The sequence below is a fragment of the Streptomyces sp. NPDC019890 genome (assembly GCF_044903445.1).
In the GTDB taxonomy this organism is placed as follows: domain Bacteria; phylum Actinomycetota; class Actinomycetes; order Streptomycetales; family Streptomycetaceae; genus Streptomyces.
Genome location: NZ_JBJDQK010000012.1, coordinates 66,012 through 78,140, shown reverse-complemented (window position 1 = coordinate 78,140; position 12,129 = coordinate 66,012). Strand labels below are relative to the sequence as shown.

Here is a 12,129-nt window from a genome sequence, read left to right as displayed (position 1 = left end):
CCTCACACCCAGCATCGATGAGAGATGCGAGCGAATTAATCATTCCGGAGCCCGACCCACTCCTTCCCCCCGCTGTTCAGTCAATCAACACCGCTTTTCGGTCATCCAGCTCACCGCGTGGTCGACTGCTTCCTTGATCGCGAACAACCTTGCGGGCCTTCCTCCCAGTTGTCCCTTCTGCTCCATACCCCAGGCGAAGGCATCACCGATCACGTCGAAATCGCTGTCGTTCAGTTCGACGTCCTCGTACTGCGTCCATTGCCTGCCCCCGTCCGGTCGCTGCACTACACAACGGTAGGTGCGCAGAGGTGATCCGGTCCGGTATTCGGCGAGATGGAATGCCGTACACACCGAGAAATCCACATTGATCATCAAAACCTGCGCCCCGGCCCGGTACAGAGCTCCCAGCGGGGAGTCCTCACCGAGGTGGGAAGCCAGCGGATGATCGGCGAGCAGTTCCGCGGCGCGGCGCCCCAGGGCGGCGAAAGAAGTCTGCGGATGGGTGCTGCGTACGGCACCGTCGGCGGTGCGCACGGACTCGGCCAACCGGCCCATCCGCTGGCTGGGCGTGGTGGCCGCGTCGAAGGCCGGCATTTCCGCCCGGAAGGCCGCCGCCTGCTCGGGTGTCATCCCGCGCACCGCGGCGAGGTACGGGGGCGAGGTGTCGGAGTTCGCCGGGGTGAAGGTGGGGACCACCAGCGTGCCGTCCTCGCCCAGCACATCGAGCAGCGTGTCGCGCACGGCCGTGGCGGGCAGCCCGGTGGCGCGCAGGGAGGCGTGGACGAGCAGCGTCATGCCGTCCCGTACCCCCAGCGCACGCAGTGACCGCGCCAGCTCGCCGCCGCTCGCGGGCTCAGCCACGGCCGGCCTCCTTCCGGAGCTCGTCCAGCAGACGCCGCCCGCCGACGGTCAGCTCCGCCGCGCTCTCAAGGGTCTCCAGGGCGCGCCCGGCCTGCTCCGCCCCCGCCGGTTCGAAGGCCGCGAGGCCCACGCGTTCGTACGCCCCGGCCAGCAGCTCGGAGGCGGTGACCGGCTCGTCCTGCCAGGGGGCCGGGTGGCGCCACCAGCCGTCCTGTGCGTACAGATCCGTGACCTCGACGAGCGCATGCAGTTTGGCGCGCCGGAAGCCGCGCAGCAGGTCGAGCGCCAGCCCGCGGGCCGTATCGGGCAGCGCGATCCCGAGCGCTCCATAGCCGTGGCGGCCCTGTGCCGGCTCGCCCGCGATCAGGGGTGTCAGCGTGGTCAGACAGTCGGCGGCCTCGGTCGCCTGCTCGGGAACGGTGTGCCACAACAGCCCCCAGGCCTCGGCCAGCCGTCCGCTCCACGCAGCCGCCTCGCCGGCGCCGAGCCGCTTGCGCACGGGCACGCCGAAGCAGTCCCGGTACGGGTCGAGGTCGTCCAGCCGCAGCTTCGGCGTCCCGTCGCCGCCGAGCGTGCGCACGGGCCGCCACAGGGCACTCTCCCGGCCGGTGTGCACATGCTGCGGCTCGCGGCCGCCCACGCGCACCAGGAAGCCCTTCTCGGCCACGCTCAGCTCGGCCACGCCGTGCTCCGCACCGCCGGTCAGCCTCAGCTCGCCGAGCGTGGGCAGGCAGAGCCTGCCGTCCTGGTACGGCACCCGGACGGACGTCTCAAGACCGCCTCGGACGACCGCGGCCGCGAGATACGACGGCAGCCGCAGCGCGAGCGCGGCCGTCTCCGGCTTTGCTGCCCGCAGGGCGGCCAGCGTCTCCTGCAGCCAGGTGTGCGTGTACGGATGGCCGTACACCACGTCGAGCGCATCGCCCTGCCCCTCCAGCGCGCACGCCAACTCCCAGGCCTCCTCCCATGCCTCGCCGCCCCGCCCGTCGAGCTCCAGATGGAGGTCGGCGAGCAGCATGCGGGTCACGTCCTGGTGCTGGGCCATGAGCTCGCCGGGATCGGTGACCGCCGGGGACACGGTGGTGGTGGCCGTGCGCTGCTCGATGCCCCGGATCAGCGCCTCGAGGTCGGTGCAGTAGACGGAGGTGTTGTCGAAGTCGCTCCGGGAGCTGTAGCGGTGGGTGTAGAGCCCGCCGCCGCAGGAGCGTACGACCGGGCACTGGCGGCAGGTCTCGCTGACGCCCGCGAGCCCCAGCTGGCGCGCTCTGACCCCGGGGTGGGCCGCCACATCGTCGAAGGCATGCGTGAAGACGTCGAACCCGGTGGCTGCCGCGCCCTCGTAGGCGCTCTTGAGCGAGTCGACCTGCTCCAGGGTGCCGTCGGTCTCGACGACGACGAGGTCGGTGGGGGCGAGGCCGAGGGATTCGGTGAGGCTGGGGCCGCCGCCGAGGGTGGAGAGCACGGACTCGAAGAGCCGCACCGGCACCGTCCTGCCCTGGCGGTCCCAGCGGTCGAAGATCTTCAGGATCCAGTCCGCATAGGCGGTGGGTGAGCCGTCCGGGCGGGCCGGCGGATCGTCCCAGGTGGCGTGCGGCAGGAGGAAGTCGATGCGCGGGGGGTCCAGCTCGGTGAGGGCGTCGTACACGGCGAGGGGGTCGTTGGCCACGTCGATGGTGCACAGAAGCCCGAGGTAGAGGTGGCGGTAGCGGTCCTGCCGGAGGAGGTCGACGGCCTGGAGGACCAGTGGATGGCTGGTGCGGCCGTCCGCGAAGCGGCGATGGCGGTCGTTCGCGCGTCTGTCGCCGTCGAGGGAGATGCCGACCTTGACGTCGTACTCGCCGAAGAGGTCGAGGTAGCGGGGACTGAGCTGTAAGCCGTTCGTATGGATACGAAGGTCGAGTTCGGCGACTCCGTCGAGGGCTCCGGTGAGCTCCTCGCAGACGCGCCGCAGACGCTGAGGCCCGGCCAGAAGTGGCTCCCCTCCGTGCAGGATCACTGACACGGAGGGCAGGGCATGACTCTTGGCATGCTCGGCCAGTCGCAGAGCTGTCCAGGAAATCGCTTCGTCAGAGATTGCCTTCGGGCGGGTACGCCAGCTCTGATCAGCGTGTTCATAGATATAACAGTGGTCACATGCAAGATCGCATCTGCTGTGAACCTTCAATACGATCTCGCGGAATGGGACCAGGGGTCCAGTCATTCGGCCAGTCTAGAGCGCCGAGTTGAAGGTGGCGGCACGCAGCGAGCGGTCGGCGGGGGTCGAGAGGACTCGGGCCAGCTTCCTGGCAGTGTCGTCGCCACGCACATCGATCTGCGCCAGTGGAACGCGGTTCTTCTTCGCAGCGGCGAAGGACGCTGAGGTCTGAAACGTCATGGGAGGCCGTCCTTGATGTTGTGTCCAGCACAGGTACCACGCACCGTTGCGATGCTGGCGGCACGACTTTACTCTCATGGCCACCCGCAGCAACTCAGCACGTGGAGACGGAACAAAAGCGTTGCATCGCATTCTCGCAGGAGAGTACGGAACAAGCCATTCCGCCTAAAGAGTGAAGACAAAACTGCAGACAGGGGTGCGCATGACCGGGTTTCCCGGCCCACTGCAAAGCATGGTCTTCCGTAACAATGATATGCCGGTTCTCTTCCACCATACGGACGCAATAGCGATCTCGCGCCAGCGTGAGGCCGTCGGCGCCACCCGCTACCAGCTGCTGCTCTTGGTCGCGGGCGCGGCCCTGGCGGCGCTTCCGTCGTCACTGAAGCTCGGTGACACCTTCCAACTCCCCGGCGCACTCAGCGCGTTGGCGTACGCCGGAGTGCTGCTGTTCAGCTATCGCTCCTCGCGGCGCAGAGCAAAGTCGCATTGGCAACTCAATCGCTCCGCAGCGGAGTTCATCAAGTCGATGTGCTGGCGGTACTCGGTCCATGGAGCGCCCTTCGACTCCAACTCCACCGACGCGGACGAATTGTTCACCTTACGCCTGGAGGAAGGGCTGCGTGAGCTGACGAAGGTCGGCTGGGAGGACCCGCGCACAAGCGTGCGGGAGGTGGCGGCCGGAGAGCTGATCACGACACCGATGCGACTGCTGCGCGCCAAGGCATTCAGCGTCCGCAAAGAGACCTATGTGAGGGATCGGCTGATCGAACAGCGCAACTGGTACCACCGCCGCAAGGAGATCTCCCGCCGCGCCACGCTGCTCTGGTCGGCCTCGATCGGCATGCTCACCGCGCTGGCACTGTTCTTCGCCCTGCTGCGGACGTTCTCACTCGCCGAATCGGTGGACCTGGCAGGCCTGTTGTCGGCGGCGGCTGCCGCATGTCTGGCGTGGAGCGAGATCCGCCGCCATCAACCCCTGATCGCGGCCCACTCGTTGGTGGAGGAGGACCTGGCGGCGATGCATACCGCGATGGAGACGACGGTGACGGATGCGCAGTGGCCTTCGGCGGTGTACGAGACGGAGCGCATCGTGTCGCCCCAGCACACGGACTGGCTTGTCAGACATCGGAGTTAGGGTCTGCCCGGCCGGACAGGCTCTAGAGGCGTTGCAGGCCCTCGCGCCAGATGACCGTGACCGGCTTGCCCAGGTGGCGGGCGTAGCGGACGATGTCGCCCGTGCCGCCCAGGCCGCGGGCCGGGTGGCCGTCCCAGACCGCGAGGAGGCGGTCGCAGTTGTCCGCGATATAGGCACCGGCCGCGTAGTAGGCCTCGTCGGTGGCGTACGGAAAGGCCAGCTGGACCTCCCGGGTGGCCCGACCCCTGAGGTGCTGGAAGTGGGCCAGTTCGTCGGGGACGGTGAAACCGTCCTCGTAGTCCCCGCTGGGAATGACCACGGTCAGCTCGGCGCCGCAGGCCAGGGCGATGTCCGCGAAGAGCTGGTCGGCGCCCGCCGCGAGGCTGGAGAGGGCTTCCATCGAGCCTTCGTGGCCGCGGAGCACCGCGTGCATTCCGGCGCGGATATGGGCGTAGCCCTCGGAGGGAATTCCCCTGTGGCCGGTCACTCCGATGCGTTTCACTGACCTGCAACCCCCGTCCCTCCAGTGCCCGACCGCACTGACATCCTCTCAAATCGGGACGTGACGTCGAGCCCCCGTCCTGTCATACGGACGGGGGCTCGACTGCTGCCGGTTGCAGTGGTGGTGCGTCAGTAGACGCTGACTCCATAGGCGCTGAGGGCCTCGGTGACCGGCTGGAAGAACGTCGTGCCGCCGGAGGAGCAGTTGCCGCTGCCGCCGGAGGTCAGGCCGATGGCCCGGCTGCCGGAGTAGAGCGGGCCGCCGCTGTCGCCCGGTTCGGCGCAGACGTTGGTGCGGATCATGCCGTAGACGATGTCGCCGCCGCCGTAGTTGACCGTGGCGTTGAGGCCGGTGACGGTGCCGCTGTGGATGCCGGTGGTGGAGCCGCGGCGGGTCACGGACATGCCGACCGTGGCGTTGGCCGCGCTGGTGATGTCCTGGCTGCCGACGGTGCCCGGGTGGGAGAGCGAGGTGTTGGAGTAGCGCACGATGCCGTAGTCGTTGCCCGGGAAGCTGGAGCCGACCGTGGGGCCGATGCTCGTGGTGCGCGAGGAGTTGGTGTACCAGGGCGGGTTGCCGTCGGTGCAGTGGCCGGCGGTGAGGAAGTAGTACGTGCTGCCGCTGCGAACGTTGAAGCCGAGCGAGCAGCGCCAGCTTGTCGCGTAGATCGCGTCGCCGCCGGAGATGAGCTTGGAGAACGTACCGGAGGTGCGCTCGATACGGAGCGCGCCGGCGTTGCTCCCGGCCGCACGCTTGATCTTGGCGATCTCGGCCTGGGAGACAGTGCTGTCGGCCGTGACGACCAGGCTCTTGGTCGCGGGGTCGATGTTCCAGGCGGTCCCTGCCACATCCGCTTCGAGCACGGCGTCGCTCGCCGCGGTCAGCTGGTTGGCGCTGAAGGTCTGAGCCTGGTTCGCGTTGGCCGCGGGGACGGCGAACGCTGCGGCGGCGATCAGGCCAGTGGTGACGGCGAGCAGACGCGTACGTCTCGCCGTGCCACTGCGTGGGGTGGTGCGCTTGATCCTCACTTGTCGTTCCTCCATGGGGGAATCGGGGGCCCGTTGTGGGGTTCGGGGCCCGTGAGGCGCAGCCATGGAGCACACGTGGAGCCTGTCCGGTTTCCGAACATGCCGTGCCCCTGACAAGCGCTGTTCGGGAGTATTCGTGGGCTCAACTACCCGCGCAAGGGCGCTTTTCGGCCGCGGCGCGCCACGGCAAACGGCCCCGGTGGCTCAGTGGCCACCGGGGCTGCGCACTTGTCTCCGCCCCTGAGACGGGTCAGCGGCCCAGAAGGTTCCGTTCGCCCGCCGGGACGCCGGTCGCGAGCGTGTTGCCGGGCGGCGGGAAGGGGCAGAGGAAGTGGTCCGCGAAGGCGCACGGCGGCAGCAGCGAACGGTTGAAGTCGACTGTCACCGCACCTCCCCCAGACTTCGTCCCGGGAGACCCCCAGGCGGGTGCGGCGAGCCGCAGAAAGCGGAAGCGGTAGCTGCCGTTCCCGCTGGTCGCATCGGCGAAGACCGCCCACAGCGAGCCGTCCGGCTCGACTGCCACCTTGAGGGTGCGCTCCTCGCCGTCGAGCTCGAAGGTGATCTCTCCGCCGAGCCCCAGACCCCGCTCGCGTCCGTCCGCGTTCTGCACGCGTACGCTGCGGTGTTCCGGGTACGGGGTGAAGCGTCCCGGCAGCGCCCAGCGGGCGTCGTACTCGGTGGCCTCAATGCCCTTGAACGCCTGGCGCGCGGGGGCGTCCGGGTCGAAGTCCCGTACCGCCCACAGCCCTTCGCGACGCAGCAGCACCAGGCGCCGCTCGCCGTGCGCGACCCGGGAGTCCGGGGTCGGGCCGTGGTCCGCAGTGAGCCGGATCTCGCCGGTCAGCCGGTGCCCGTCGACGCTCAGACCGTCCTCGGGGGCGGCGGAGAGCACCACTTCGTCACCGTCTTCGCGCCACTGGCCGGGGACGGCCGGAATTCGACCTTCCGGGTAGTCCGAGAGCCAGTGCGTGCCGGTGAGGGAAAGCGGTCCGTACGGCGCCGAGACCGCCTCGTTGCGGTGCTCGTGCCAGCTCTTCCACTCGTGCGCGGCATCCGCTGCGGCGGCCGCGCGCGTGTCTGTACTCATTCTTCAGCCTTTCCACACCGGCTCGCGAAGCCCGAGGTGCGAGCGCAGCGTCGAGCCGGTGTACTGCGTACGGAAGGCCCCGCGCTCCTGGAGGAGCGGTACGACCTGCTCGACGAAGTCGTCGAGGCCGCCGGGGGTGAGTTGGGGGACGAGGATGAATCCGTCGGCCGCATCGGTCGACACGAACTCGTCCATGGCGGCGGCAACGCTGCTCGCGGTGCCGATGAAGGACTGCCTCCTGGTCGTCTCGATGACGGTCTGCCGTATCGACAGGCCCTTGGCCTCCGACAGCGCCCGCCACTTGGCGGCGGTCGCGAAGGGGTCGCCGATCCGCACCCGGCCCTGGACCAGCGTCGAGTCCGGGTCCGGATCGATGTCCGGGAGCGGTCCTTCCGGGTCGTACGAGGAGAGGTCGCGGCCCCAGACCAGCTCGAGGGCGAGGATCGCGTTCTGCGGCGAGACCTGCTGACGGCGGATCTCGGCGGCCTTCTCCTGCGCCTCGGCGTCGCTGTCGCCGATGACGAAGGTGACCCCCGGCATGATCTTGAGGTCGCCGAGCTCCCGTCCGTGGGCGGCGAGCCGGGCCTTGACGTCCGAATAGAAGGCACGCCCCGCCTCCGGCGTCCCGTGCCGCGTGCTGTGCCTTCCCGGGGGATAACCCCCGGACCCCCAGCGGGCAAAGACGATGTCTGCTGCGGATGCGGCGAAGTCACGGCCCTCGTCGGAGTCGCCCGCCTGGATGACGACGGGATGGCCCTGCGGCGAGCGGGGAACGGTGAACTCGCCCTCGATCGCGAAGTGCCGGCCGCTGTGGGCGAAGGGGCGGGGACGGCCGTCGGGAGCCCAGGAGTCCCAGAGCCTGCGGGCGGTGGAGACGAACTCGGCGGCGCGGGTGTAGCGGTCGGCCCGGTCGAGATAGCCGCCGCGCCGGAAGTTCTCTCCGGTGAAAGCGTCCGAGGACGTGACGACGTTCCAGGCGGCCCGGCCACCGCTGAGATGGTCCAACGAGGCGAGCCGACGCGCCAGTTCGTACGGCTCGTTGAACGTGGCGTTGACCGTGGCGGCAAGGCCGAGCCGGTCGGTGACGGCGGCGAGCGCGTTCAGCACCGTGATCGACTCGGGGCGGCCGACCACGTCCAGGTCATGGATCTCGCCCTTGTGTTCCCGCAGCCGCAGCCCCTCGGCGAGGAAGAAGAAGTCGAACAGTCCGCGCTCGGCGGTGCGGGCCAGATGCTCGAAGGAGGAGAAGTCGATCTGGCTGCGCGAACGCGGGTCGGCCCAGACGGTGGTGTTGTTGACGCCCGGGAAGTGGGCCGCGAGATGCATCTGTTTGCGGGTCGTCATGCCGTTCCCCGTGCCTGTGCGTACTGGTTGGCGGGCCGGGCGAGTCCCAGATGCTCGCGGAGCGTGCCGCCCGGATAGAAGGTGCGGAACAGACTGCGGTGCTGGAGCAGCGCGACGGTGCCGTTGACGATCCGCTCCAGGTCACGGTGGGGCGCGATGGGCGCCAGATGGAAGCCGTCCACCGCCGCCTGAGCGTGCCACTCGGTGATCAGTTCGGCGAGGTCGACCGGGCCGCCGCTGAAGTGCGGGCCGCCGGCGAGCCGAGGGCCGCTGTCCAGGCCGGGCTCCGGCGCGGACTCGCTCTCGCCGAGGTCGACGACGAGCGAGACCAGCACCCGCAGGGTGGCCGGGTCCCGGCCGCCTTCCTGTGCCCGCCGGCGTATGTCGTCGCGGAGCGCGGCGGCCTGTTCGGGTGCGCCCGCCCGTACGAGAACGACGTCGGCGTGCCGGGCCGCGGCCGCTCTGGCCGGCTCCCCCGTGCCGTCCGCGACGATGACCGGACGGCCCTGCGGCGGCCTCGGCACGATCGAGGGGCCGCGCACACTGAACGTGCTGCCCTGGAAGTCGACATGATGCAGCTTGTTGCGGTCGATGAACCGACCTGTCGCTCTGTCGCGGATCTCCGCGTCGTCCTCCCAGCTGTCCCACAGCCGGGCGGCGACATCGGCGACCTCGCCGGCCTCCTGCCACAGAGCGTCGCCGGGCGCGGCCGGGCGGCGGCCGAAGAGCCGGGCCTCGGCCCCGGTGGTCGACACATCGACCTGCCAGCCCGCGCGGCCGCGGCTCACCCAGTCGAGGGTGGCCACGGCCGCGGACACATGGAAGGGCTCGGTGTGCGTGGTGGTCACGGTCGGTACGAGACCGATCCGTTCGGTGGTGGGCGCGACTCTCGACAGCACCGCGAGGGCGTCGAGCCCCGGCCGGGCGAACGAGTCGCCGAGGGTGACGAAGTCGAGGGCGCCCCGCTCGGCAAGACGGGAGAGACCGACGTAGTACTCGGCGTCGTACCGGGCCGGGCCGTCGAGGGCGACGGCCAGATGGAGCGGGCGGGGGGTGGCGGACATGACGATGAATGCCTCTCTGGAGCCCTGCGCCGGTCAGTTCTTGATCTTGGGCAGGCCCAGCGGGTTGATCTCCGACTTCGCGACCGCCTCGCTCGAGAGCCCCCAGCGCTTCAGCACCTTGGCGTACGACCCGTCCTTGATGATCTGGTCGATCGCCGCGGCATACGCCTCGACCAGCCCGCTTCCCTTCTTGGTGGTTGCGGCGATCTTGCCCTGGACCTGGGAGCCGCCTCCCGACAGGGTGCCGATGATCTGGGTCTGTCCGGCCGATGCCACGTGGTACGCGGCCGTCGGGTTCGGCCCGAGGTAGGCGTCGATCCGGCCCGACTGGAGAGCGAGGTAGTAGTCGGTGTCCTTCTGGAAGTACTTGATGTCGACGGGCTTGAGGCCTGCCTTGACGTTCTGCTCGCTCCAGTCGACGAGGATCTTCTCCTGGTTGGTCCCGGAGGAGACGGAGATGGTCTTCCCCGCCACGTCCTTCGGCTCCTTCACCCGCCAGTCGGTGCCCTTCTTCGCCTCGAAGGCCAGGTTGTCGAGCCGGTAGGTGGCGAAGTCGTACTTCTCCTTGCGCTCCTCGGTGACCGTGACATTGGACAGGACGCCGTCGAACTTGGAGCTGTCCAGGCCGACGAAGAGGTTCTCCCAGGAGACCTCCTCGAACTGCGGCTTCAGGCCCAGGGTGTCGACGATCAGAGTGGCGATGTCGATCTCGGCGCCGATGCGCGTCTTGTCGTCGGTCGCGTAGAAGCCGAGCGGTGGCGAGGCGTCGGCGCTGGCACCGATGCGGATCGTGCCGCGCTTACGGATCGCCTCGGGCACCTTGGCCGCGATGGCGTCGACCTTCTTGCCGCGGATGCGGTGCTGGTCGGGCGAGATATTGATGCCCTCGCCCTGCGCTCCCTTGGGCTTCACCGCGTCGGTCGTGGCGTCGCCGGTACCTCCGCAGGCGGCGAGCAGGCTGGAGGCGGCGATCACGGCGACGGCGGTGGCGAAGGTGCGGCGGGTGTTCACGTGGAAACTCCTTGCAGACATGGGTGGTTCACAGGACCTTGGAAAGGAAGGCGCGGGTACGCTCGTGCCGGGGGTTGTCGAGTACGTCGGCGGGGGCGCCCTGCTCGACGATCCGGCCGCCGTCCATGAAGATCACGGTGTCGGCGACCTCACGGGCGAAGCCGATCTCATGGGTGACCACGATCATCGTGGTGCCTTGGTGCGCCAAGTCCTTGATGACATCGAGGACTTCGCCGACCAGCTCGGGGTCGAGTGCGGACGTCGGCTCGTCGAAGAGCAGCAGTTTCGGCTCCAGGGCCAGCGCGCGAGCGATGGCGACGCGCTGCTGCTGCCCGCCGGAAAGCTGCTTGGGGTAGGCGGACGCCTTGTCTTCGAGTCCCACCCTGGCGAGCAGCTTCTCGGCGGTCGCGATGGCCGTCCTGCGGGGCCGCTTCAGTGCGGAGACCGGCGCCTCGATGATGTTGTCGATCACGGTGAGGTGCGGGAAGAGGTTGAAGTTCTGGAAGACGAAGCCGATCTGGGTGCGCTGCTTGAGCACTTCGCGCTCGCGCAGTTCGTACAGCTTGTCGCCGGAGCGGCGGTAGCCGACGAGTGAGCCGTCCACGCTGATCCAGCCGCTGTCGACCTTCTCCAGATGGTTGATGGTGCGCAGCAGGGTGGACTTGCCCGAGCCCGAGGGCCCGAGTACGACGGCGACCTCCCCCGTGCGCACTTCGAGATCGACTCCGCGCAGCACCTCCAGCGCGCCGAAGCTCTTGTGCACGGACCGTACGTCGACCATCGCGCTCATCGCGTGGCCCCCTTTGCGAAGTGGCGTTCCACGTAGTGCTGGAGAACGGAGAGCACGGTGGTCAGGAGGATGTACCAGGCGGTGGCGACCATCAGCAGCGGGACGACCCGGCCGTTGCGGCCGTAGATGACCTGGACCTGGTAGAAGAGCTCGCCGATCGCCATGACGGAGACGATCGAGGTGCCCTTGAAGAGGGAGACGATCTCGTTGGCGGCGTTGGGGAGGATCGAGCGCATCGCCTGGGGCAGCACGATGCGGCGCAGCTGGCGCAGCCGGGGGATGCCGAGCGCGGCAGCCGCCTCCAGCTGACCGCTGTCCACGGCCAGTACGCCGCCGCGGACGATCTCCGCCGCGTACGCCGCCTGGTGCAGGGCGAGTCCGAGGACGGCCGCGCTCATCGCGCCGACCAGGCCCATCGTGTCGAAGGAGAAGAAGCCGGGCCCGAAGGGGATGCCGAACTGCAGCTCCTTGTAGAGGTAGGCGAGGTTGAACCAGAACAGCAGCTGCACGATGAGCGGGATGGAGCGGAACGCCCAGATGTAGGTGAAGGCGACCCACTTGAGGAAGGGGCTCGCCGACAGCCGCATGAAGGCGAGGACGATGCCGAGGGCGAAGCCGATCACCGTGCCGTAGAAGGTGAGCTGGATGGTGATCCAGACGGCCTTGAGGATCACTTCGGCCGTGAAGAACTGCGCGAAGACCTCCCACTCCCAGCCGGGGTTGGTGGCCAGCCCGTGCAGGAACTGCACCAGCAGGATCGCGGTGGCGGCGACGGCGGCCCAGCGCCAGGGGTGGCGTACGGGCACCACCTTGAGGGCGCCGTAGTCCTCGGGTTCCGCGACGGTGAGTGGTGGAGCTTTGTCGACAGGTGGATCGCTGGTCAGCGACATGGGGTCCTCACGTTCGTACGTACGAGACAGGGGGTGGGTCTCA

12 protein-coding genes are annotated in these 12,129 nt (G+C 68.9%); 1 reads left to right on the top strand and 11 read right to left on the bottom strand.

Annotated features, from left to right (window positions below):
- Positions 1-84: 84 nt before the first annotated feature.
- From ACI2LP_RS28115 to fxsA, 3 genes are read right to left on the bottom strand one after another with little or no spacing between them, the layout of a single operon-like run.
- Complete coding sequence (locus tag ACI2LP_RS28115; protein ID WP_404727315.1) at positions 85-861, bottom strand: aminoglycoside N(3)-acetyltransferase; 777 nt, start codon at positions 859-861, stop codon at positions 85-87.
- Positions 854-3,061, bottom strand: coding sequence for a radical SAM/SPASM protein FxsBH, inactivated beta-hydroxylase extension form (gene fxsBH, locus ACI2LP_RS28110; RefSeq protein WP_404727314.1), 2,208 nt, complete (start codon positions 3,059-3,061; stop codon positions 854-856). The genes ACI2LP_RS28115 and fxsBH overlap by 8 nt, the downstream gene beginning before the upstream one ends.
- Positions 3,062-3,070: 9 nt before the next feature.
- Positions 3,071-3,235, bottom strand: a complete 165-nt coding sequence (gene fxsA, locus ACI2LP_RS28105) for an FxSxx-COOH cyclophane-containing RiPP peptide (RefSeq protein WP_404727313.1) — start codon at positions 3,233-3,235, stop codon at positions 3,071-3,073.
- Positions 3,236-3,467: 232 nt separating this feature from the next.
- On the opposite strand from fxsA, the gene ACI2LP_RS28100 reads away from it, so the two are divergent.
- Positions 3,468-4,370: a DUF4231 domain-containing protein gene (locus ACI2LP_RS28100; RefSeq protein WP_404727414.1), complete on the top strand. Its 903-nt coding sequence runs from the start codon at positions 3,468-3,470 to the stop codon at positions 4,368-4,370.
- A gap of 22 nt (positions 4,371-4,392) precedes the next feature.
- Here the strand turns inward: ACI2LP_RS28100 and ACI2LP_RS28095 are convergent, their stop codons facing one another.
- From ACI2LP_RS28095 to ACI2LP_RS28060, 8 genes are all read right to left on the bottom strand, one after another.
- Positions 4,393-4,872 carry a hypothetical protein gene (locus ACI2LP_RS28095; protein WP_404727312.1) on the bottom strand — a complete coding sequence of 160 codons (480 nt, stop codon included), beginning with the start codon at positions 4,870-4,872 and terminating at the stop codon, positions 4,393-4,395.
- A 128-nt stretch (positions 4,873-5,000) separates the two neighbouring features.
- Positions 5,001-5,900 (bottom strand): S1 family peptidase, encoded by a 900-nt coding sequence (locus tag ACI2LP_RS28090; protein ID WP_404727311.1) that lies wholly within the window; start codon positions 5,898-5,900, stop codon positions 5,001-5,003.
- Between the two features lie 250 nt (positions 5,901-6,150).
- A complete protein-coding gene (locus ACI2LP_RS28085; protein ID WP_404727310.1) occupies positions 6,151-6,987 on the bottom strand; it encodes a DUF1684 domain-containing protein in 837 nt (278 codons plus the stop codon).
- Between the two features lie 3 nt (positions 6,988-6,990).
- The gene (locus tag ACI2LP_RS28080) at positions 6,991-8,313 is read right to left on the bottom strand and encodes an NtaA/DmoA family FMN-dependent monooxygenase (RefSeq protein ID WP_404727413.1); all 1,323 of its coding nucleotides are present in this window, start codon (positions 8,311-8,313) and stop codon (positions 6,991-6,993) included.
- Between the two features lie 14 nt (positions 8,314-8,327).
- A complete protein-coding gene (locus tag ACI2LP_RS28075) occupies positions 8,328-9,395 on the bottom strand; it encodes an LLM class flavin-dependent oxidoreductase (RefSeq protein ID WP_404727309.1) in 1,068 nt (355 codons plus the stop codon).
- A 33-nt stretch (positions 9,396-9,428) separates the two neighbouring features.
- Positions 9,429-10,406, bottom strand: a complete 978-nt coding sequence (locus ACI2LP_RS28070; protein WP_404727308.1) for an ABC transporter substrate-binding protein — start codon at positions 10,404-10,406, stop codon at positions 9,429-9,431.
- A 28-nt stretch (positions 10,407-10,434) separates the two neighbouring features.
- Positions 10,435-11,187 carry an amino acid ABC transporter ATP-binding protein gene (locus tag ACI2LP_RS28065; protein ID WP_404727412.1) on the bottom strand — a complete coding sequence of 251 codons (753 nt, stop codon included), beginning with the start codon at positions 11,185-11,187 and terminating at the stop codon, positions 10,435-10,437.
- A 5-nt stretch (positions 11,188-11,192) separates the two neighbouring features.
- A complete protein-coding gene (locus tag ACI2LP_RS28060) occupies positions 11,193-12,086 on the bottom strand; it encodes an amino acid ABC transporter permease (RefSeq protein ID WP_404727307.1) in 894 nt (297 codons plus the stop codon).
- Positions 12,087-12,129: the final 43 nt, after the last annotated feature.